The organism is Deltaproteobacteria bacterium (assembly GCA_016709225.1).
GTDB classification, from domain to species: Bacteria; Myxococcota_A; Polyangia; order Nannocystales; family Nannocystaceae; genus Xiheibacterium; species Xiheibacterium phototrophicum.
Genome location: JADJEE010000002.1, coordinates 1,453,646 through 1,475,992, shown reverse-complemented (window position 1 = coordinate 1,475,992; position 22,347 = coordinate 1,453,646). Strand labels below are relative to the sequence as shown.

Sequence of the window (22,347 nt, the reverse complement as noted above, 5' to 3'; positions counted from 1 at the left end):
CGCTCGACGGCTCACGGCGTCGTGAGGGTGATGGCGACCCGATGGGTGACGCCGCCGCCGTCCCAGCAGTCGACGTCGGGAAGCTCGGTCGCATCCGCCACGTCGCTGGGCTTGGTGGTCACGTTGAGGCCCGCGAGGTTCTTCGAGAGATCGACGGCGCCCTGGCGGAGGTCCTTTGCAGAGTGGCGACCTTCCAGCACGTGGGTGAGCACGAACTCGCCGGCCGCTTCGGCGTCCTTGGGACCGTCCTTGCCGAAGTGCGCCGCGATCGCCTCATCGGAGGGCACCAGCACCGTGATGCCCTGCTTCGAGGCCAGCCAGCCGCCGAGCCCCGCGAACTCCACGAGCTCGCCGAAGCGCCACGCACCAGTCAGCGTGGTGCCAGACTCGCGGCAGTCCGGCGGCGGCACGCTCGGATCGGAGATGGGCGCGAGTTCCGAACAGACCTCGTCGTAGAGACCATCATCGTCGGCGGCTCGCAGGCACAGCCGCGTCTTGTCGGGATCGAGCTCAGCCATCACCGCGCGTGGCAACACAGCGCGAATGCCATGGGCGATGATCTCGCGGTTGCCTTCTCCGTCGAGCAGGTACCAACGGAAGTCACTCGCAGGTGCGCCGAGGTCGTCGTAGGTGCCGCTGCCGTCGAGCACCAGCGGTCCCATCGCAACGCCGGTGTCGACCACTGCCATCCGCGGAACCGGCGCTCCCGAGAAGAACCGCACGTAGATGTCCGCGTCGAGCGTCACCTCGAGCGTCGAGCCGTCGTCGAGCGCGACACTGTCCCGCAACACGCCGGTGAACGTCATGTGGGGATCGAGCGAGCCACGACGAAGATCGAACGCACCACCGGGCCCGTCGTCGGGGGCGGCCAGCGGGCGCCGCCACGCCAAGGGACCCGAGTTCTCGGCGCCATCGAGACCGGCAAGGAACTGCAGCGGCAGCTCGCTGTGCTCGGGTGTGTCCGCCAGCAGGTCCCAAGCATCGGGTGCGGCAGGATTCGGCAGTACCCGCGCGCTGGTGACCATCGACTCCACGTTGGTGAGCACCAGGCCATCGAGGGTGTGACCGGCGATGTCGACGGGGCCCGCGATCTCGACGCGGATGTCATTGATCGACAGCTCACAGCCGGGCGGGGCGTCGCAGTTGCCGCCCTGGATCGTGACCGGCGTGCCATCGACAGGGTGGATCTCGGCGGTCGTGCCGATGCCGTCGATCGTCAGCTGGAGCGTGGATAGCTCGGCGACCACGTGGCCGTGACGCACCGCGTCGGCGGGTACCTCGGGAAAGAAGAACTCGCGTGGAGGATCGTCGAGGGTCGAGCACCAACCAACGGAGGCATAGGACGCGGAGAGGACCTCGGTCTCGGTCGTCACGTCGGGGGCGAAGCGGGGATCGGCGCACGCGGCCTCGCAGACGGCGGTCGGATCGCCCTCGAAGGTCGTGCACGGCCGGATCCCGCCCATGGTGACGAGCTCGTCGAAGCAGTCGGTGCCACCGCAGGGCTCTGGTCGGCAGCCGTCCTCGTCGCAGTCCCAGTCCACGTGGGGGATCAGCTGAGTCCATTGACACTGACAGGCGTAGCGCTCGCCCTCCAGCGGGAGCGTGTGAGAGGCGTAGCAACCGGAGACAATCGTGACGCCGGCGCACAGCGAGGTGATGGCGCGCGCCGATCGCCGGCGCTTCGCATGAAGGTTGGTCTGCATGGCGGCGGTAGGCCCGGGTCGCCGCGTTTTGATCACGACGATCGCATCGCGATCTCGATGATCGAAGCCGGTGTGCGAGCTGGCCGATCGGCCGCTACGATCGACGGGCGTAGCGGTGCGCTCGTCGCCTCAGCGTGGAGCGGCGAGCCACGCGTCGATCTCATCGATCTCCCGCTGCCACTGCGCGGCATCGGTGCCGTACAGCGCGCGTGCCTGCTCGCCGAGTGCTCGTGCGTCCGCGCGAGCGCGGGCGTCGGTGGCGAGGCGCCAGCGTGCCTTGGCCAACGCGAAGAGCGTGTCGCCGAAGAGGGTCGGGTCGACTTCGACCTTGCCCTGCAGCGCAAGCGCCTGCTCGAGCGCCATGCGAGCACCCTCGGCATCGCCGGCGGCGAGCCGCGACATGCCGAGCGCGTTGCCGGCGTAGACGATCATCGGATGCTGGCCACCTACGGTGGCCTCGAACATCGCGAGCGCGCGCTCGTCGATCGGCACCGCCTCGCCGGGGCGCCCAGCTGCGACCAGGGTGTAGCCGACGTTGAGCAGCGAGATCGCGAGGTCGGGATGGGGATCGCCGAGGCGCTCCTCCCAGATCGAGAGCGCCTCGCGGTGTCGCTGCAGCGCGAGCTCGAGGTCGCCGCTGCGACGCGCGATGCGACCGAGGTCGTCGAGCAAGGTCGCGACCGCGATGCTGCGCGGGCCGCGACTCGTGCGGGTGGCCGCGAGCGCCTGCGTGAGCGGCTCGACCGCGAGGTCGAGCTTGCCGGCGAGGCTGAGCGCGCTGCCCAGCTCGCGCAGCGAGTCGGCGACGATGGGGTGCTGCTCGCCGTAGTGTGCGGTGCGGATCGCGATTGCGCGGCGGTGGTTGACGATCGCCTCGTCGTAGCGACCCAGTCGCACGAGCGCGGCGCCGATGTCGTCGAGCACGCGCGCGACCTCGAGGCCATCGGGGGCGTGGGCACTCCAGTAGGTCAGCGCACGGCCGTGGGCGACCAAGGCGGCCTCGAAGCTGCCGGCCGCAACCAGCACGCTGCCCTCGGCGCTGTCGAGCTGCGCCGCGCGCTCGGGGTCGCCCCCGCTGCGGCGCACCAGTGCGCGCCCGAGCGCGAGCCAGGTCTCGCCGCCGCCGCGATCGGCCTTCACGAAGCCGACCTCGTGGGTGAGGTTCGTCGCCAGCTCCGATGCGCGTCGCGGATCGTCGGCGGCGAGTGCTGCCGCGAACGCGCGGCGGTAGCTCGCGATGGCGTCGTCGGGATGGCCGAGACGCGCCGCGAGGGCGCCCTCCCAGCCCGCGATCTGCACCGTCAGCGGCGGATGATCCACGAGCGTGGCCGTCACGACCCACGGCGACAGTCGCAGGCGCGCCTCGGCGAAGTGGCCCAACGCCTCGGCGCTGGCGACATAGGCGAGCGCCTGCTCGGCGCGCTCGGTGATCGCGACGGCCTCGCGGTCGGGGGCCGCGGGGGCGGCCTCGTCGGGCGCGTTGCACTGCTCGAGCCGCGCGAGTCCGTGCACTGCGTCGATCGAGTGCTCGACGGCGGCATCGTCGGCGGCCACGAGCCCTGCGAGCAGCGCGTCCAGCTCGGTGCGCCGTCGCTCGAGGCAGCGCATGCGCACATCCATCACGGCTTCGCTCTGCTCGCCGGTGACGCGGGTGGCCGTGCACGCCGCCGTGCGTGCGTCGATCCACGCCGCGGTGTAGTCGTCGATCGCCGCCGTCACGGTCTGCGCAGCAGCGGGGCCGTAGGTGAGCCCGGTGCTACGGAACGCCCGCGCGATCGCGTCGCGGCGAGGGTCGTTCCAGGTCTGCACGATCACTGCCTCGCTGCCGGTGCACGGCGCGGGCCTGCTCTCGACCGGGATGCGTCCGCCGATGCGGCTGCCTGCGATCACGCCGGCGGTCAGCAACGCCGTACCGCCCAGCGCGAGCGCAGCCACGCGACGGCGTCGCAGCGTGCGATCGCGATCGAGCGCCTCGAGCAGCGCGAGCATCGATGGATGCCGTCGACGCTCGTCGGTCTCGAGCCCCCGCACGAGCGCGGCGTGGACGTGACGCGGCACCTTGGTGCCCGCGGGTGGCTCGCGCAGGCGCCCCTGCAGCACGTTCGTCGCCAGCGCGACCAGGCTGTCGCCGGCGAACGGCGGCGCGCCGTACAGCGCCTGCCATAGCGCGACGCAGAACGAGAACTGATCCGAGCTGGCCTGGACCTCGGCGCCGAGGTGTTGCTCGGGCGACATGTACGCGGGCGTGCCCATCACCGCGCCGTCGGCGGTCATCGAGTGCTCGAGGGGGATGGCGACCTTGCGTGCACCGCTCGATCGCAGCAGCTCCGCGCTGGCCTCGCGATCGATCACCACGTTGGCAGTGCTGCCATCGTGGCGCGCGAGGCCGAAGTCGAGCACCCGCACGCGGCCGAAGCTCCGGCCCGGCTGCGGCTGCGCGCCGACCATCACGTTGTCGGGCTTGAAGTCGCGGTGGATGAGGCCGACCGCGTGGGCGGCCGCGAGCCCTTGTCCCGCTTCCGCGAAGCAGGCGAGGATCTCGCGCCAGCTGCGGGGGTCAGCGCGGCACCACTGCGCGAGCGTCATGCCGTCGACGAGCTCCATCGCGACGAACACCAGCTGGCCCTCGATGCCGACGTCGAACACCGGGATGACGTTGGGATGGGCCAGTCGCGCCATCGCCTGGGCTTCGCGCAGCAGCCGGCTGCGCTCGTCGTCGCCGCGTTCGCGATCGACGGTGACGAGCTTCAGCGCGACGCTGCGATCGAGGTCCGGATCGAAGGCACGGTAGACCACGCCCATGCCACCGGCGCCGAGCCGCTCGAGCACGATGTAGCGCCCGACCAGCCGACCGCGCTGCAGTGGCGCGTCGCTCGACGAGTGCTCGCCGCCGTCGGTGGTGCCGGCGAGGTCGTGCGAGTCGTCGCCACCCAGCACCCGGGTGCGCTCCAGTGGTGGGCCCGCGGCGGTGTCTTCGTTGGATCCGGCGGTCACGTGCTGGCTACGAGCGCCGGGCCGGCGCGCCGCCGAGCATGCCAGAGTCGCGTGGTTGCGGTCACGCGCGACGCCGCCGCCGCCGCGCGAACAGCAACCATGGCCGCATCCGCGTGAACGACAACACCTGCGTCGGCTGCCACCAGGGATCGAGCTCGCCGGACTGCGCAACCCCGTGCGAGACATGCGTAGCGCGGCCGAGCCGGAGCCGTCGACGGTTGGACGGTCGAGCCGCGTGCGACTAACCTCGTGCGCGATGCCTCGCTCGATTCTCGCCCTCGGCCTCGGTCTGCCCCTGGCATGCGCCGCGGCATCCACCACCCACGACGATCAGGCACGGCTGGCCGTGGTCGTCGCAGGGATCCACGACGTGGTCGGCCACTATGACGCGCGCACCGGCGAGGTCGCGTTCTTGCCCGGCTTCGTCGAAGCCGCGCCCGAAGCGAGCTTGTGGCTCGACGGCTCGCCGGTGCAGGGATCGCTCGGCGTGACCGCACCCGCGCTCGGGGTCGACGACGTGCTCGTCCTGTCGACCGACGCGGGGCGCGAGATCGATCTGTCGCTCGCGGTCGCCGACGACGATGCCACGTCGTTCCGGGCCCCGTACACCCACTACTTCTGAGTCTCGACCGCGCCGATCACTCGTGCAGCTCGCATGTGATCGAGATGACCTGCAACGCATCGCTGATGCCCGCGGCGAGGTGCTCTTCCTAGGATCGGTCGCGCTCGCTCGTTCGACCGAGGTGCTGATGGATCCGCAGCGTACGCTCGAGCCGACGCGCCAGCGCCCGCACCCGCGGCGGCAGGCGGAAGTCGTGGCTGTATTGGTGTTGGAACGCGACCGCGTCGCCGACGCGTACCGCCACATGACGCCAACGCCCGTCGGTGGCGGCCTGGGCGTCGTACGACGGGCCGTCGGCGAGGCGTCGCGCCTGCCGGCGCGCGCGCGCGAGCGTGGCGCGATCGAGCCGCCAGTCGTGGACAGTGTCGTCGTCGCGCCCGTGCACGCGCCCGTGCTCATCGACGTCGAGCTCGTACGACAAGCAAGACCCCAGACACCCGCTCGCCGTCACGCGCAGTGCGACATCGGGCGGGAGCGCCGTCGCGGGGCCGCGCGGTGCCACGCGTGGTGATGCCGCGAACACCGTCTGCTGCAACAACGCCTCGCCGCCTCGCGGCACCACCAGCACCAGTTGCCTCGCGTGGCGCGCGGCCGGGTCGTGCACCCCCACCACGCACTCGCCGTTCGGCAGGCCGACGAACGTGGCGAGACCGTCGTCGCCGGTGGCCGCGAACGCCTCGGTGCCGCCGCAACTCATGTCGACGGCGATCGAGGGCGCGGGCGCGCGGGCCTGGTGATCTCGCACCTGCACGGTGATTCGCGACGCGCCCGCTGCGGCGTCGACGAGTTGCGGGCGGGATGCCGCCGGGGGCTTGGGGCGCGCGACGCGGGCGGGCGGCGTGCAGGCGAGCAACAGCGCCGAACAGGCGAGCACGAGCGGCGCGAGCAGGGCCGCAGAGCCATCGACGCGGGGCACCGTTTCAGGGTCGCACCCGTCGAGGGCGAGGTCGAGCGTCTGCGGACCGCTACATGGCGCCAAGGTGTTGCGGTCACGCGCGACGACGACGGCGCAGCGCGAGCAGGATGGACGCCGCGAAGCCGCCGCGGGATTGCACGCCGGCGTGCTCGTGGGCCGCTTCGGCGGATACGCCCGGATCGCGACGCCCGTCGCAACATCCGCCGCGGTCGTGCAACCATCCCAGTCGAGCGAGGCCGAGCGGCGCGATCGCGCGCCGCTGTGAGCCCGCGTCGGGAGCCCACGATGTCGTCCTCATTCATCCGCGTTGCATCCCTGTTCGTCGTCGCCGTGTCGATCTCGTTGGCCGCCAGCACAGCCGACGCACGCGACGCGTGCGACCTGCTGCCGACCACTGCGAAGAAGGTCACCAAGGTCGTCGCCTCGCTGGGCGACCCCTACTGCGACGTGACGTGCAACCAGTGGCCACCTGGCTACGGCCCCAAGCCGTCGGCGCCGGTTCCGTCGGGGACTGCGGGCTTCGCGTTCACCAACGGCAGCCACGACAAGTGCTCGATCAAGATCTCGAACAAGCTCGGCTCGGCTGAGTTCTGCAAGGCCGAGACCATCTGCCTCGGTCCCGCGGGTCGGACCAACGACGGCGGCACCCAAAAGTGTCCGACGTTCGAGTTCCAGACCGTGACGTTCAATCCTCGCCAGGACTGCAAAGACAAGACGACCCCGCGATTCGGCATCTCCGGCGTGTGGGTCGATGCATCGTCGTCCCGCGAGGTCCATCGCGCGGTGTCGACCAGCTGCACCCAGACCGGCCTGTCCGATCTGATCATCCAGGGTGAGAACGTCGCGCTCGCCGATCGCATCTCGTTCAGCGACGGCCGCATCACGGCCACACGTCGACAACCCCACCCGGCGTCACCATGTCAGGCGCCCGGGTGCGTCGAATACATGCTCAGCGTCGACGCCGATGCCCCGCTCGGCGATTTCCACGGCACGCTCGGCCTGTGGGGGCGCACCGAGAAGACCTTCGACTTGAAAGTCGTCGCGGCGACGTCGTCGACGTGCCCGACGCAGACCGCTGGACCGCGGCTCACGGGCAGCAGCTCGAGTGCCTCGTCGAGCTCGTCCAGCACCATGAGCAACACCCAACCCGCCGTCCAGTTCGGCGGTACGCGCACGCCGAAGGCCAAGGCTCGCAAGCGTTGCGGCCCCTCGGATCTGACCTACACCCGCGACCCTGCGGTGTTCGAGCTGACCACGGACACGCGCGTGGAGATCGACACGGACCTGGTGACGTTCGGGTGCCCGCAGTCGGCCCCTGCCGGCACGCCATTTTCGGGCGTCAACCTCACCAGCAACGGGATCTTCTATCTGCGCGGGGTCGATGAGTTCGGCCTGGGACGACGGGTCGACTTCGACGCCGAGGCGGTGTGGTTGCCCGCTGGCCGCTACACCATCGTGCTCGAGGAGATGCAGACCGCGCCCGGCGACTACAACCTGTTCTGGTGACGCGCAGCCGCCGGACTGGCGGTGCCCGATGACCGCGCCATCATCGGGCGCTGGCCGTGTTCGACGGTGACGATGCGCGGGCGATGATGGACGACCACGATCGGCGCGCCTCGGGATCGACCCGCGGCCCGGCGTCACGTCGGGGGCATGATGATCTCGGGCGGCCGGCTGAAGGCGGGCGAGCGCACGGTCCTCGGCTTGCCGTCGATCTCGAAGGTCACCTCGAGCTCGAGCTCGCGGCCGCGCGAGGTGCCGCCGCCGAGCTTGGCCTCGACCGCGGACCAGTCGGGCGGCGTGAGTCGATAGCTGGCGTGGAACTCGGCGCCCGCGGCGAGCCGCTCGTCCCACGGCGTGTATGCGCCCGCATCGCTGAACGCCGAAGGCAGCCGCGCGGCGACGGACGCGAGCAGGCCCTTGCCGCGCACGTCGTGGAGCTGGATCGTCGCGATGCGCACCGCGGCGGTGGCCTTGCCGGTGTTGGTGAAGCGCAGCTGCAGCGTCGAGGGCTGGCACGCGCGGCGGTACGCCACCGCCGAGGGCGCTTCGCCCGGACGCGGCGGCATCGGTGGCGAGCGCTTGGCCGGCGGAGGCGGTGGCACGTCCTCGCTGCGCGCCGCCGGGGTCGACGGCGACGGGTTCGCCGCCGGCTCGGGATCGGGGCAGTCCTCGTCGAGCGTCACCGAGGCGATGGCGATCTGCACCGCGCTCGCGACCGGCTCGGGCGGCTTCGGCTTGGGGGCGGTCTTGCCCTCGGGCTTGGGATCGGTGTCGGTGGTGTTCGCCGGCGCGAGCGCCTGGTTCGGCTCGCGCGCGTCGAGCGACGTGCACGCCGCGAGGGCAAGGGCGATGAGGCAGGGGATCGTGGTCGTTCGCATGGCGGTCTCCTCGGGGTGTGAGCATCACTGCGTGCGCAGCCACGCGACCAGTGCGTCGCGATCGTGCGCGGAGAGCTTCGTGCCGTAGGCGTGGCCGGGCACCGCACCAGGGCCCCGAGCGCCGCGGGCGAACCCGGGCTGCAGGCGCGCGCGGTCGAACAGATCGTCGAGCGTCGCGACGCTGCCGTCGTGCAGGTACGGCGCGGCCGCGGTGACGCCGACCAGCGGCGCGGGTCGGTACAGCCCGGTGCCGCGCGAGGTGCCGTTCGCCAGCGCGGGATCGGTGCCGACACGCCGCGCCGACACGGGCACGCCGCTGCGGGCCTCGTCGCCGTGGCAGTCGAGGCAGTGGGCCTCGAACACCGCGCGGCCGCGGGCGATCCGGGCGTCGTCCCCAGCGCCTGCCGAGATCGCCGCGTCGGCGATCGGCGGCGCGTCGAGCGAGTACAGGAACATCGCCAGCGCCCACGCGAGCTCCCGGGGCGGCCGCGTACGCTCACCGTTGGCGTGGATGTACTGGGTCTCCTGGCGGATCGCGAGCACCAGCGGCGTGGCGCTGCCGTCGCGGCGATCGTGGACGATGGTCGCCGCCTGGGTCAGGGCTCGTAGCGATCGCAATCGCCACAGATCGGGGATCGCGACCGGATCGGCGTCGTCGTCCTCGGTGATGTCGGCGCGGCCGGGGCCCCAGCTCGCGAGTCGAGCGGCGAGTCGCGGATCGATCGCGTCGCCGAGATCACGGTGCCACGCCAGGCGCATCGCGCCGTAGTCGAGCTCGCGCCGTGCCCGGCCGACGACCAGCGCACCGTCCTCGAGCGCGGTGTGGCACAGGGCGCAGGTGATCCCGACCTTGGTGTCGCCGTCGACGTCGGCGAACGCGACCACGCCCGGCACCACGCCACCGTCACCGGCGGCGGGATCGCGGCGCAGCCCGATCGCGTCGGCACGGGCCACCGCGAGCGCGTGCGCGGCCGCGGCCTCGGGCCGCAACGGGTAGGTGAAGAACACGCGGCGCCCGAGCGCGACCCACTGCGCCATGGTGTCGGGCGTCTCGCCGTCCCACAGCGGCGCGGCGTCGTCGGGCAGGCGCACGGTGCCGCGCGCCTGCAGCGTCTCGAGCTCGGCGTCTGTGAGCACCACCGTTCGTGGGTTCCACGTCGGCAGCGCGTCCCAGCCAGTGTCGACGCGGGCATACGACGCGACGCGCAGCTTGCCGTACAGGTTGTCGGGGTTGCGCAGCGACTGCAGCACCGCGGCGCGGCGCGCCTCACCGTCGTGCAGGTACGCGTCGGTGAACGACAGCAGCCACGCGTCACTCCACGGCGCGTCGCTCCACGGGGCGTCGGCGACGGGCAAGGGTTCCACCGCTGCCGGCGACGCCTCGGGCACTGCGCGCGGGTAGGGCTCGCCGCCGCCCGCGGACATCGACACGGCCGCGGCGACCAGCACGGTGAGGGTGAGGCGCACTCGCATGGGAGCTCGGCGTTCGCGGGGCCCCGCGTCGGCGGGACGATGGTCGCACGAACGCGCGACGCCGGCGGCGGGTCTCCGGGCGGCCGCTCGCGCCCCGGCGAGCCGCCGCTGCCCGTGGTGCACAGGCGCGAGCCGACTTCGGCATGCTGCGAGGTCTCGCGATCGGAACCAGACCCCGGTGTCGACGCGAGTGATGGCCGCGTTAGCCGCAGACGAGCGTGCGCGCTTGATAGCCGTTGCCGACGGTCGTGACGACGAAGCCCGCGAGCGCTGCGAACCCGTAGCCGTAGGCATCGGCGCCGCCGTCGACCTCCGTACCCGTGTGCCAGCAATGGTCGGCAGCCGTGTAGGCCGCGACGACCGTCGGGTCACTTGCGCCGCACGGCCCATCGTTGCACGTGGGTGACCACGCCGCGAACGCGTCGCCGTTGGGGTGCGCGGCCAGCTGCGTGGGACCGATCGGAGCGTTCGGCGTGCCGAGGATGATCGAGTCGGTCCAGCCGTGCTCGTCGTCGTGCGTCGCGACGCGCAACGACGGTGGACCTCCGGCAGTCGACCACAACGCGTAGCCGCGTCCGCCGATTGCGAGTGTCCTCGCGCTCCATGCGTCGACGGCCGCAGTCGAGCCATACACATCGAGGACATCGGTCTCGCCGACGACGTCCTCGCGCGTGTACGTGTGATAGTTGAGGGTGTCGGCCGCCGCGCCTCCTTCGCTCTCGTTGCCGAAGTACACGCGTCGCATCGTGCCGCCCGCGTAGTCCTGTGGGTACGGCATTTCGATCGCGGGGCCGAGCGTGCCGTCGGCTGCGATGAAGTAGGTCTGCTCGGGAATGTCCGTGGTGGTCACCGGCGAAAACACCACCTCGGCGGGCTCGAGCTCGCGCATCGAGATCCAGAAGATGTAGCCCTCGTAGCCCCACAGGTTCGTCCATTCGCCGGTCGCGGCATCGTGCCGCTTCACCGCGCCGCTGCGCGGATAGACGCCTGTCGCCGGTCCGGTGACGTACCCGACGTAGATGTCGCCGTCGCCCGAGTCGACGATCAGCTCGGCGGCGTCGGCTGAACCGACGGGGCTCGCGACGAGCTCGAAGGGATCGACCTCCCACAGCTCGGTCGCGACGTCGAAGTACGCGAGCGTGAGTTGCTCGGGCTGATCCCACGCAGCGTTCGAGCGCACGAGGACCGCAATGCGGCCGTCGGCGAGCAGCTCGTGATCGGCGATGTAGCGAAACCCGGGGATGTCGGTCAGCTCGACGTGCGTCCACACCTCGCCAGCGAGACGATGCGCAAAGAGATCGCCGTTCGCATGCTCGAGCACGACGGCGCCGTCCTCGGTCGCGACGACGCGCAGCTCGGTGTACTGCTCTTCGTTCCACGGGCCGGGATCGCGCAGCTCGATCGACGAGGTCCATGTACCCGCGTCGGGGTCGAGCACCCCGGCAAACACCGCCTGGTCGTAGTCATGCGTGGCGGCGATGATCCGACCATCCCCGGTCTCGCCCGCGCTGCGGCCCGGGTTGAGCAGCTGCGATTTCGGTACGCCGATGGTCGAAGGCAACGAGAGGGAGCACGCGGCACAGCTCGGCGCCACGCCTGGGTCGTCGACCGGCGCGCCCGTCGAGCCGTCCGGATCGGTCTGCGTGCCTTCGTCGCTCGAGGCGTCCGCACCGGTGCTGGTCGTCGTCAGCGGCCCGGTCGTCGCCGACGGACCACCACTCGTGCTCGATGACGACTCCGAACCACCGGCACCCGCGTCATCACCGCCGCACGCAACGCAGAGCCCGAGCAGCAACGACACGAGGGGGCCACGACGTCCACGCAGTTGCATCGACGCGGTAGATGCCCGACGCCGCGGTTCGATCACTCGCGGGCGAAAATCGCCAGGGCCTGCGTCGAACTGCAGGATCAGCTGCCCTCGGTTCGGTCGGAGCGATCTCGCCGCAGTCACGCGCGACGACGACGCCGCAGCGCGAGCAGCATCAACGCCGCGAAGCCGCCGCGGGGGTCGAGCGGTGCCCCCGCGTCGCACGAGCAACCGCGCCCGAGCGTGTCCGCGTTCTCGGCGGTGCCGTCGCTGCCCTGCGTGCCACCGCTGGTGCCGCCATCGTCGCCCGGGATGCCCGAGCCACCCGTCCCGCCCGGTCCACCGGGACCGCCGGTGCCGGTGTCGGCGGTGCCGTCCGGCGGCATGCACTCGTGCGCGTCGTTCCACGCGTCGAGCGCGTCATCGATGAGCGGGCGATTGTCGACCACCACGATCGGCGCGCCCTTGGGCGGGATGTCCTCGATGCGCTCCGCGTACGGCATGCCGGCGTCGAAGGCGGGCCACGTCCCGTCATCGAGGTAGACCTGGCGACCGTCGGCCAGGGTCGCGATCGCGTCCAGGTCCGCGTCGCACTCGACGCACTCGACGGTCGCCACCGAGACGTTGCCGACCTCCCGCAGATCGGGCGCGGGCTGAAAGGTCGGATCGAGCGTCATCTCGTGGGGTGAGATGGTCGTGAACATGCGCGTGAGGTAGGGCCACGCGCCGAGCAGATCCTTGGCGTGCAGGCCGGGCGCGATGACGCGGTCGCGCATCTCGTTGGCGAACGCAGGGCCGTCCCACAGCGGGAAGTCGGTCTGGTCGGCGTAACACGACAGGCAGCGGTAGAAGTCGTTCTCGGCCACGTCCGCTGGCGCCGGCAGGTACTTGCGCAGCATGCCCACCACCACCGGGTGGCCGACGAAGCAAGGTCCGTTGCGGGTGCAGTTGGCCAGCTGCTGATCGTTGAGCAGGTGGACGACGTCGATCGCGGCCGCCGCGACGAACGCATCGGCGTCCCAGGTTGCGGCCCACAGGGCCGAGTCGTCGATGAGGGCCGAGTCGCCGGCATACTCGGTGACGAAGCCATGTCCGCCCTCGGCGGCATCGACCGCCTGGGTGATGACGTCGGCGTACTCGGGCCCGCTGTAGGACCAGCGGAAGCGCAGCGGGTTGGGCACGACGTGCTGATAGTTGAGCGGCGCCCAGCGCTCGTCGCCGAGCATGAACACCCGCACGGCCATGTCGTCCTTCGCCGCGATCGCGGTCAGGCGCAGCGGCACGCACGGCTCGTCGCCGAGGTAGCGCAGCACGATCGGATGCACCTCGCCCACGTCCGCGGACGGCAGCAAGCGGAACGCGACCAGCACGTGACCATCGGCGAGGTAGCTGTCGAGGATGGGCGCGGCTGCGGGGTCCTGTTCGTAGCCGTTGTCGCCGAGCCACGTCATCACGCCATCGACCGTGCCGCCTTGCAGCACCGTCACCTCGAACGCGCCGACGCTGGTGGTCTGGACCTCGGGATCGACGCTGGCGCCGCTTCCGTCGGGGTCTTGGATGAACCCCCCGCCTTCGTCGCCTGCACCGCAGTAGGGCCCGTTGGTGCCGAACAGCGGCGTGGTGTTGGAGAGCAGCGCGTCGAACAGCGGCTGCGAGCCGACCTGGAACTCCGGCACCGCGGGCATCGGCAGTAGCCACGCGAACTTCTGCGCGTCGGTGTTGGGGTCGATCGCGATCTGGATGTGCGCCTCGACGTAGGCGCCGTCGCGCACGAACACCACGGTCTCGGCGGCCTGATCGACGACGTCGAGGTTGGGCCCCGCGTCGCAGAAGGTGCCGCCGCAGGCCTCGGCCTCGGTGCCGGAGAACAGCACAGCCAGCGAACTAGCCAACACCGACGCGGTACCAAGAAGTCGCATTTTGAACCAATACCTCACATTGCTAGTAAAGATCAACACAATCCTGGCAGGGTGGATCCCCGAGGGCGACGGGCAGTGGCCGGGGCGTAGGCTCGACGGGTCGTGACCCAGCGTTCGGCGTCGATCCAGCGGGCTGCCCCCACCACGCGCGAGCACGTGCTCGCGAAGCTCCGCGCGATCTGTCTCGCGCAACCGGGCGCGCTGGAGAAGCTCTCCCACGGCGAGCCGACGTGGTTTCGCGGACCCAAGGGCAAGGTGTTCGCGATGTTCGACGATCACCACCACGGTGCGCCGCACATCTCGGTGTGGCTCGCCGCCACGATGGATCAGCAGGAGGCCCTGGTCGCGGCCGAGCCCGCGCGCTACTTCCGGCCGCCGTACGTCGGTCATCGCGGCTGGGTCGCCGCCGTGCTCGACGACTCGCCCGACTGGCGCGCGGTCGAGGCGCTCGTGCGCGAGGCGTTCGCACTGGTGGCACCGACGCGTGCGTCACGGGGCGCGTCGTCGTCCGCCGCATCCTCGCGCGCGGCTCGTCCATCCTCGCAGGCCAGCGCTCGGACGACCCCGCCGCGCCGGACGAAATCCGCGACGCGCCCGCGGTAGCTCTGGCACGTGGGCGCGGGCCGCTTCAGGGCGCCGCGTCGGCGCAGTCGCCTCCGCCGAGGCTGGTCTTGTTGGGCCAACCTTGATTGGCGCCGCGGATCTCGTGCGCCGCCTCGGCACCGAGCTCGGCGGCGAGCCGTGACTCGAACTCGGTACCGAGCTCGAACTGCAGTCGTAGCACGCGCTCGCCCGCGCTCTGCTCGGTCGGCGCGGTCGCGAGGCCGGCACGCTCGGCGGCCACGCGCCGTCGCACGTCGGCGCGTAGACCTTCATCGACCACCGCGTCGAGCACCGCGTAGAGCTGCGGCAGGGACAGCCGATCGACCAGCTCGGGAGGGAGCTCGAGTTCGGCGACCAAGCCCCGCAGTCGTCGCGCGACATCGTCACGCAGGCCGCTCGCGGCGGCGGAGAAGCGCGCTGCGTCGCCCTCCGAGAGGCCGGCGGCTTCGATCATGGCGCCGTCGGGCAAGGTATGGTCCGAGAACACGAACTCGGGCGTGTCGAACAACAGACGTCCACAGCGCGCCAGCTCCACCAGATCGTCGTGCGATGGATCGGTCCAGAGGTGAGGCGCGCAGCTGCCCTGCTCGGCGCAGTCCTTGGCGGCGGCGCGACGAGCCTCGGGGCCACCTTGCTCGTCGACGCTGGCCTCGCCGCCACCCGCGGAGTCCCGCACCGCATCGAGCTCTTCCTCGAGCGCGCGCAGTGCTCGGCGCTGCTCCGCGTTCTCGCGCACGAGCGACGCGTAGGGGCTCGCGTTGGGGCCGTGGGTCGAGGCGGTGTTCTGCGCGATGGCACCGCCCGACCCATCGCTGGCCTCGTCGTCGAGCAGCGGTGCGCGGTCGCCCCACGCATGCGCCGACTCGCCGGCGGCGAGCTCGATCGAGCCGCGATCGTTGGCGAGCACGACCTGGCCCTCCTGAACGCTCAGGAACACGCCAGCGGAGACGATCGCGCCGGCGCCGGCGCTACCCAGATGTTTCAGCTTGCTCGACAAGGGGAGGACCTCCACGGTGAAACAGGTGCCCGCCACGCTCACGTGGCCGGCGGGCGTCTCGACGACGAACGCATCGCCGCGGTCGACCCGATAGAACACCGCACCCGCGGATTGTCGGACACGCACGTCGCCGTCGTCGTCGATGTCCCACGCGATCGCACTGCCGGCCTCCGCGACGGCCGTGGCGTGGTCCCCGATTTCGATGCTCTCGCGCGCATCCGTGGTCCGACGCCCCGACTGCGCATGGCCACCGGTGGCCATCGCGCCGACGCCCAGCGCCATCACGGCGGCCGCGGCCATTGCCGCCCAACGCGGCCAGCGGCGCTCTGGCTCGGTGGGATGGCGTCGTGCGACTGCCCGCCATGCAGCGTGCAGATCAGGCGCGGGCGCATCGAGGTGCAGCCGCAGACTCAGCTCTCGGTCCAGGGCCTCGATCGCCGCCAGCTCGGCGCGCAGCTGGGCAGAGCACGCGAGCTCGCGCTCGAGCTGCGCCCGCGCACCGGTGTCGAGCTCGTGGTCCAGGTAGGCGCGCAGCCGCCCCGCGTCGTCATCGTTCATGGTTCACCCTCCGCGCGCGTGGTGCCGAAGCGTTGGTCGTAGATCGCTGCGAACGCCCGCTGCGCCCGCAGCAGCAGCGTCCCGACCGAGCTCGGCGCGACATCGACGATCGCTGCGAGCTCCGCGTAGCTCATGCCGAGCTGGCGCAGCATCAGCAGCTTGGCGGCCCGCGGGTCGAGGGCCGCGAGCGTGGTGCGTACCCGGTCGCGGGCGCGACGGCGCTCGAGCAACGACTCCGCGTCGTCGATGCCGTTGATCTCGGGCGCATGTCGCTCACGCTCGACGCGACGACGGTGGGCACGCAGCGCGTTGAGCCCGCGATTGAGCGTCACCCGCAGCAGCCACGCCCGGACCGCTGCGTCGTCGAGCTCGAGGGTCTGCCGCGACAGGCTGACGAAGACCTCCTGCGCGAGGTCCTGCGCCTCACCGAGCTCGCGCATCAGCTGTGTCGACAGGCGCAGCACGGCCGGGTAATGCCGCACGAAGCAGGCCCGGAAGCCCGCGGGCAGCGAGATCGGGTCAGGGGGAGGGGACCGAGGGTCCATCGCGGTTGGGCGATGGAACACCGCCGCGCGAGGGATTGTGACAGGCCGTCACACGCGACGGCGCAGGGCCGCCGGAACGGTGGGCGGCCGACCATGACGGCGGCCGGAGGATCGTCGACCCGGCGGGAACCGATCGCCTGCGACCTTCGTGCACCCGCAGGCGGCCGCGTCCACCCGCGCGCGGCGCCATTGTGACGGACGCCGGTCCGGGTGGACAATCGCGCCGGCACGGGGACGAAGGCGCGAGGTCCATGACGCAAGCTGCGATCGTCGAGGTCGAGGATGCGACCCGGCACTACCGCATGGGTAGCGACACGATCGCTGCGCTCGACGGCGTGTCCTTCACGATCGCGCCCGGCGAGTACGTCGCTTTCGTCGGTCGTTCGGGCTCGGGCAAGTCGACGCTGATGAACCTGCTCGGCTGCATGGAGCGCCCCAGCGCGGGGCGCGTGCGCATCGCCGGCGAGGACACCCGCGCGGCCAGTGACGACGCGCTGTCGCGGATCCGCAATCGCCACATCGGCTTCGTGTTCCAGAGCTTTCAGCTGCTGCCGCAGGCGACCGCGCTGCAGAACGTCGAGCTACCGCTGGTGTACCGCGGGGTCGCCAGGCGCCGTCGTCGACGCGACGCCGCCGAGGCGCTCGCGCAGGTCGGGCTCGCCGACCGCATGCGTCACCGGCCGCACGAGCTGTCGGGCGGGCAGCGGCAACGCGTGGCGATCGCCCGTGCGCTGGTGGGCGAACCGTCGCTGCTGCTGGCCGACGAGCCCACCGGCAACCTCGACAGCAGCACCGAGCGCGCCATCATGGAGCTGTTCGACGCCCTGCACGGCCGCGGTCACACGCTCGCGATCGTCACGCACGAGCCCACCATCGCCGCGCGCTGCCCTCGCGCGATCCGACTCGCCGACGGCAAGATCGTCGCCGACGGCCGTGGCGTCGAGGTCGCACGCGAGGGCCTCGACGGAGGTGGCGATGCCTGAGCGTCGCGCGATCGTACTGGCCTCGATGCTCGCGGCGTGTACGGCCGCCGACGGCGCAGAACCCGATGCGCATCCGATCGTGGTGGTCGAGCGGGGGTCGATCGCGACCGGCCTGTGGATCACCGGCGAGATCGATGCCGCGAGCTCCGAGTCGCTCTCGGGGCCCACCACCGAAGACTGGCAGCTGTCCATCCGTTGGCTGGCCGAGGACGGCGCGGTGGTGCACGAGGGCGATCGCGTGGTCGGCTTCGACAACGTCGCGGTCGCCAACCGCATCCGCGAGCTCGAGCTCGCGGTCGTCGAGGCCGGCAGCGCGATCCTCGAGCACGACGCCAAGACCGACGTCGAGCGCTTCGACAAGGCCTTCGCCGCGGCCAAGAGCGACACCGAGTTCGAGAAGGCCGAGGTCGACGGCACGACCCCGGCCGAGCTGCTGTCGCGGCGCGAGTTCGAGAAGTATGCGCTGGCGGTCGCGCGTACGAGGGCGGCCACCGTCGACGCCGCCAATGAGCTGCGTGTCACCTCGAAGGCCGGCGCGCTCGAGGCCGAGGTGAAGCTGCTCGCGCTCAGCAAGGCCGAACGCAAGCTCGAGGCCGCACGGGCGCAGCTGGAGTCGCTCGAGCTGCACGCCTCCCGCGACGGCATCGTGCTGGTGGGTCGGCACCCGTGGGAGGGGCGCAAGCTGCAGGTCGGCGACAACGTGTGGCCAGGGATGGAGGTCGTGCGGCTGCCGGATCTCTCGCAGCTGGTCGTCAAGGCGCGTCTCGACGACGTCGACGATGGACGCGTCATGCCCGGGATGACGGCGCGCTGCACCGTCGATGCCTATCCGTCGACGCTGCTGGTGGGCCATGTCGTGTCGGTGTCCGAGGTCGCGCAGACGGTCGCGCGCGACTCGACGCGTCGCCACTTCGACGTCGTCATCACGCTCGAGCCCGTCGCCGCCGTGAGCGAGCTGCGACCGGGCTTGTCGGTGCGGGCGGAGATCATCGGGCCCACGCACGACGACGTGGTCGTGGTGCCGCGGGGCGCACTCGACGCTGCGAGGTGGCCCGTCACCGCGCAACGCGACGACGGCAGTGTGGTCGGGCTGCAGCTCGGGGCCTGCGATGCGCAGCGTTGCGAGGTCCTCGAAGGCGTGCGCGCCGGCGATCGCCTGCGCGTCACGGAGGGTGGCCGATGATGCGACGCGCGTGCTTGGCGTGCGCCGCCGCGCTGGCGTGCGCGCCGGCGTCGGCGGAGTCGAGCACGGTGGTGGTCGAGCGCGGCACCTTGGTGGTGACCGTCGATGTCGCAGGGACGCTGCGGGCGGTCGACTCCGATCACCTGGGCCCGCCGCCGGTGCCGGAGATGTGGAACTTCCAGATCCAGATGATGGCGCCCGAGGGCGAGGAGGTCGCCGAGGGCGCGCCCGTGCTTGCGTTCGACGCCAGCGAGCTCGAGCGAAAGCTGGAGGAGAAGATCGCAGAGCGTGACTCGGCCGCGACACAGCTCGAGCTGAAGCAATCGTCGTCGCGGGTCGCTCGCCACGACGAGCAGCTCGCGATCGCCGAGGCCGAGGCCGCGCTGCGCAAGGCCAAGGTGAAGGCCGACGCGCCGCCGGGGATCACCGCCGTCATCGAGCTGGAGAAGGCCCGTCTCGATCTCGTGCTGGCGCGGAACAACGTCGAGTACCTGGGCAAGAAGGCCGCCGCAGCGGCGCGCCGCGACGCCGCGGAGATCGAGGCGTGGCGCGGCAAGCGGGACCGCGCCGAGGGGCGCGTGCAGCAGATCCGCGCCGCGATCGAGGGCATGGCCGTGCGCGCGCGCCGACGCGGCACGGTGATCCACCAGACCGACTGGGAGGGTCACAAGAAGAAGCCGGGCGACAACGCATGGCGGGCCGAGACGGTGATCCAGGTGGTCTCGCTGGCGAAGATGACCGGCGACGGTGAGATCGACGAGGTCGACCTCGGCCGGGTCGCGCTCGGCCAGGCCGTCGCGCTGCGCCTCGACGCCAGCAGCGACGCCGAGATCGCGGGCACCATCGCCGAGATCTCCCACGTAGTCGGCGTGGCCTCACCGCAGAGTCCGCTCAAGGTCGCACGCGTCGAGATTGCGCTGTCGGACGCCGAGGGCCTGCGCCTGCGGCCAGGCATGCGCTTCCGCGGCGACATCGAGATCCAGCGCGTGGACGAGGCACTACTGGTGCCGCTGTCGGCAGTGACCATCGATGCCGACGGCGCCCACGTCGTGCGCAGCACCGCGACGGGTGACGTTCGCGTCGACGTCGAGCTCGGCGCACGCAGCCGCGAGCGCGTGGTGGTCGAGCGCGGTCTCGACGAGGGCGACCACCTGCTCGCCGAGCCCGGGGAGCCGCCGTGATCGCGGTCCGCATCGCATCGCCGTGGCTGCTCGCGTTGGTCGCGTGCGGGCGACTCGAAGCTGCGGTCGTCGAGCAGGTCCCGACCGTGGTGGTCGAGCCGCGCCAGAGCTTCGTCCGCAAGGTCCGCGCCGACGGCGTGCTGCGACCGGTCGAGGCCACGCAGGTGGCCGCGCCCGCAGACGCCGACGGCCCGCTGAAGATCGCGTGGATCGTCGACGACGGCGCGCACGTGAAGAAGGGCGACGTGGTGGTGCGCTTCGATGCCTCCGACGCCCGCCGCATGCTGGCCGACAGCCGCGACGACCTCGCGACTGCCGAGCGGCAGATCGGCAAGGTCGGCGTGCAGGGCAAGGCCACCCAGAGCAAGCGCGAGCGTGCCGCGACGGTCGCCAAGCGCGAGGCAGAGGTCGCCAAGACCTTCCAAACCACCGACACGACCATCTTCTCGCGCATCGACGTGGCCGAGGACAGCATCGACCTCGAGCTCGCGCAGGCCAAGGCCGGCCACGCCGCGCGCGTGCAGGGGGTCGAGCGCAAGGTCAGTGCGCGGCAGCGGGCGCTGCACGAGATCGCTCGCGAGCAACACGGCCGCGAGGTCGAACACGCGCAGGAGCGGCTCGCACGCCTCGAGGTCACCGCGCCCCACGACGGCGTGGTCGTGCTCGAACGGGGCTGGCGCGGCGAGACTGTGCGTGTCGGCGATACCGTGTGGGGCGGACAGAAGCTCGCCGAGCTGCCGCTCGTCGCCGCCATGCAAGCCGACGTGTTCGTGCTCGAGGCCGATGCCGGCAACGTCGTCGAGCAGCTCGGCGCCGAGCTTGTGGTCGACGCGCACCCCGAGCGCGCCTTCGAAGCGAAGGTGAAGCACATCGACACCCTCGCGCAGCCGCGCAACCCCGAGGTGCCGGTGCACTACTTCGGCGTGGAGCTGGCGGTGGCCGAGCCCGACCTCGCGGTCATGCGCGTGGGCCAGCGCGTGCACGCCACCATCTTCGTCGAGCAGGCCGACGCGATCGTGGTGCCGCGGCAGGCGGTCTTCGAGCGCGACGGCCGACACGTGGTGTTCCGCCGTCGCGGCGACGAGTTCCTGCAGGTCGAGGTCGCGCTGGGCCAGGCCAGCCCGGGCCGGGTCGTGCTCGAAGCCGGGCTCGAGCCCGGCGACGAGGTCGCCTTGCGCGACCCCGAGCAGAGCAACGCCGCCGCGGCCGCCCGCGGCGCGGCGCAGGAGGGTTCGCGATGATGCGCATGACCGATGCGCTCGCGGCCTCGCTCGAGACCTTGAGCGGCCACAAGCTGCGCTCGGCGCTGACCATGCTCGGCATGATGTTCGGCGTCGGTGCCGTGATCGCGATGCTGTCGATCGGCGCCGGTGCTCAGCGACGTGCACTGGGCCTCATCGAGCGCATGGGCGTGCGCAATGTGTTGGTGCGCGCCAAGTCGTTGGAGAAGGACGAGCTGGTCGAGATCCGCAAGAAGTCGACCGGGCTCTCGCTGCGCGACGTCGATGCCATCGAGGAGGCGGTGCCGCAGATCGATCTCGCGGCGCCGCGGGTCGAGATCGACGCCTACAAGATCCTCTCGCACACGGGGAAGACCGAGGCCAAGGTCTACGGCGTGACCCCGGCCCACGCCCACCTCACGGCGTTGACGCTGGCGCAGGGGCGAATGCTCGACGCGATCGACGAACGCACCCACGCGCAGGTGTGCCTGCTCGGATCGGCGACCCGGCGCGAGCTGTTCGGCGCGGCCGAGGCGCTCGGGCAGGCGGTCAAGGTCAACGACGTGTGGCTCGAGGTGGTCGGTGTGCTCGCGCCCGAGGGCGACGACGACGAGCGCATCGAGGGCGTCGCGGTGGCCTCGCGGGCGCGCGAGATCCTCGTGCCGCTGTCGACCGCGCAGCGCAAGTTCGACCACGACCCCCTCGAGGATCCGCTGGCGGAGATCACGGTGCGCACGCTGCCCGATGCCGATCCGCTCGCAGTGGCGGCGGTGGTGGCCGGTCTGGTCGAGCGCCTGCACGGCGGCGCCGACGATTTCGAGGTGGTGGTGCCGCAGCAGCTGCTCGAGCAGAGCCGCGAGACCCAGCGCCTGTTCGATCTCGTGATGGGCTGCATCGCCGGCATCTCGCTGCTGGTCGGTGGCATCGGCATCATGAACATCATGCTGGCCTCGGTGTTGGAGCAGACCCGCGCGATCGGTATCCGTCGCGCGGTCGGGGCGCGCCGTCGCGACATCGGGCTGCAGTTCCTACTCACGGCGTTCTCGCTGTCGCTACTCGGGGGCGCAGCCGGCGTGGGCCTGGGCATCGGCATCGCCGACGTGGTCGCGGCGTGGGCCGACTGGCCGACGGTGGTCACGGCGTCGACCATCGTGCTCTCGACCGGGGTTTCGCTCGCGGTGGGCCTGGTGTCGGGCCTGTATCCGGCCCTACGCGCGGCGCGATTGCAGCCCATCGAGGCGCTGCGCCACGAGTGATCGCGT

General features: G+C 71.5%; 17 protein-coding genes. 8 read left to right on the top strand and 9 right to left on the bottom strand.

The genetic code is table 11. From position 1 onward, the window contains the following. Positions 1 to 11 precede the first annotated feature (11 nt). Positions 12 to 1,703, bottom strand: coding sequence for a fasciclin domain-containing protein (locus IPH07_20340; protein ID MBK6919756.1), 1,692 nt, complete (start codon positions 1,701 to 1,703; stop codon positions 12 to 14). 129 nt (positions 1,704 to 1,832) lie between these two features. Beyond that, positions 1,833 to 4,697, bottom strand: coding sequence for a serine/threonine protein kinase (locus IPH07_20335; GenBank protein ID MBK6919755.1), 2,865 nt, complete (start codon positions 4,695 to 4,697; stop codon positions 1,833 to 1,835). A 256-nt stretch (positions 4,698 to 4,953) separates the two neighbouring features. Between IPH07_20335 and IPH07_20330 the strand changes: the two genes are divergently transcribed. Beyond that, positions 4,954 to 5,319, top strand: coding sequence for a hypothetical protein (locus IPH07_20330; protein ID MBK6919754.1), 366 nt, complete (start codon positions 4,954 to 4,956; stop codon positions 5,317 to 5,319). A gap of 88 nt (positions 5,320 to 5,407) precedes the next feature. Here IPH07_20330 and IPH07_20325 read toward each other — a convergent pair whose 3' ends face one another. Beyond that, the gene (locus tag IPH07_20325; protein ID MBK6919753.1) at positions 5,408 to 6,235 is read right to left on the bottom strand and encodes a hypothetical protein; all 828 of its coding nucleotides are present in this window, start codon (positions 6,233 to 6,235) and stop codon (positions 5,408 to 5,410) included. Positions 6,236 to 6,520: 285 nt separating this feature from the next. Here IPH07_20325 and IPH07_20320 point away from each other — a divergent pair, with 285 nt between their 5' ends. Continuing rightward, the gene (locus IPH07_20320) at positions 6,521 to 7,741 is read left to right on the top strand and encodes a hypothetical protein (protein ID MBK6919752.1); all 1,221 of its coding nucleotides are present in this window, start codon (positions 6,521 to 6,523) and stop codon (positions 7,739 to 7,741) included. A gap of 134 nt (positions 7,742 to 7,875) precedes the next feature. Here the strand turns inward: IPH07_20320 and IPH07_20315 are convergent, their stop codons facing one another. From IPH07_20315 to IPH07_20300, 4 genes are all read right to left on the bottom strand, one after another. Then, positions 7,876 to 8,616 (bottom strand): hypothetical protein, encoded by a 741-nt coding sequence (locus tag IPH07_20315; protein ID MBK6919751.1) that lies wholly within the window; start codon positions 8,614 to 8,616, stop codon positions 7,876 to 7,878. Between the two features lie 24 nt (positions 8,617 to 8,640). Next, complete coding sequence (locus IPH07_20310) at positions 8,641 to 10,089, bottom strand: c-type cytochrome (GenBank protein ID MBK6919750.1); 1,449 nt, start codon at positions 10,087 to 10,089, stop codon at positions 8,641 to 8,643. 202 nt (positions 10,090 to 10,291) lie between these two features. Continuing rightward, positions 10,292 to 11,920, bottom strand: a complete 1,629-nt coding sequence (locus IPH07_20305; GenBank protein ID MBK6919749.1) for a hypothetical protein — start codon at positions 11,918 to 11,920, stop codon at positions 10,292 to 10,294. Between the two features lie 116 nt (positions 11,921 to 12,036). Then, complete coding sequence (locus IPH07_20300; GenBank protein MBK6919748.1) at positions 12,037 to 13,815, bottom strand: DUF2330 domain-containing protein; 1,779 nt, start codon at positions 13,813 to 13,815, stop codon at positions 12,037 to 12,039. Positions 13,816 to 13,971: 156 nt separating this feature from the next. Here IPH07_20300 and IPH07_20295 point away from each other — a divergent pair, with 156 nt between their 5' ends. Then, positions 13,972 to 14,418 carry an MmcQ/YjbR family DNA-binding protein gene (locus tag IPH07_20295; protein ID MBK6919747.1) on the top strand — a complete coding sequence of 149 codons (447 nt, stop codon included), beginning with the start codon at positions 13,972 to 13,974 and terminating at the stop codon, positions 14,416 to 14,418. Positions 14,419 to 14,443: 25 nt separating this feature from the next. Here IPH07_20295 and IPH07_20290 read toward each other — a convergent pair whose 3' ends face one another. Together IPH07_20290 and IPH07_20285 are read right to left on the bottom strand one after the other, a co-directional pair. After that, complete coding sequence (locus tag IPH07_20290) at positions 14,444 to 15,973, bottom strand: FecR domain-containing protein (protein MBK6919746.1); 1,530 nt, start codon at positions 15,971 to 15,973, stop codon at positions 14,444 to 14,446. Then, positions 15,970 to 16,518 (bottom strand): sigma-70 family RNA polymerase sigma factor, encoded by a 549-nt coding sequence (locus IPH07_20285; GenBank protein MBK6919745.1) that lies wholly within the window; start codon positions 16,516 to 16,518, stop codon positions 15,970 to 15,972. The genes IPH07_20290 and IPH07_20285 overlap by 4 nt, the downstream gene beginning before the upstream one ends. Positions 16,519 to 16,769: 251 nt before the next feature. On the opposite strand from IPH07_20285, the gene IPH07_20280 reads away from it, so the two are divergent. From IPH07_20280 to IPH07_20260, 5 genes are read left to right on the top strand one after another with little or no spacing between them, the layout of a single operon-like run. Next, entirely contained in the window at positions 16,770 to 17,501 is a 732-nt protein-coding gene (locus tag IPH07_20280; GenBank protein MBK6919744.1) for an ABC transporter ATP-binding protein, read from the top strand. Beyond that, complete coding sequence (locus IPH07_20275) at positions 17,494 to 18,684, top strand: efflux RND transporter periplasmic adaptor subunit (protein MBK6919743.1); 1,191 nt, start codon at positions 17,494 to 17,496, stop codon at positions 18,682 to 18,684. Before IPH07_20280 ends, IPH07_20275 begins: the two co-directional genes overlap by 8 nt. Beyond that, positions 18,681 to 19,865 carry an HlyD family efflux transporter periplasmic adaptor subunit gene (locus tag IPH07_20270; protein ID MBK6919742.1) on the top strand — a complete coding sequence of 395 codons (1,185 nt, stop codon included), beginning with the start codon at positions 18,681 to 18,683 and terminating at the stop codon, positions 19,863 to 19,865. The genes IPH07_20275 and IPH07_20270 overlap by 4 nt, the downstream gene beginning before the upstream one ends. After that, positions 19,862 to 21,106 (top strand): HlyD family efflux transporter periplasmic adaptor subunit, encoded by a 1,245-nt coding sequence (locus tag IPH07_20265; protein ID MBK6919741.1) that lies wholly within the window; start codon positions 19,862 to 19,864, stop codon positions 21,104 to 21,106. Before IPH07_20270 ends, IPH07_20265 begins: the two co-directional genes overlap by 4 nt. Continuing rightward, positions 21,103 to 22,341 (top strand): ABC transporter permease, encoded by a 1,239-nt coding sequence (locus IPH07_20260; GenBank protein ID MBK6919740.1) that lies wholly within the window; start codon positions 21,103 to 21,105, stop codon positions 22,339 to 22,341. The genes IPH07_20265 and IPH07_20260 overlap by 4 nt, the downstream gene beginning before the upstream one ends. Positions 22,342 to 22,347: the final 6 nt, after the last annotated feature.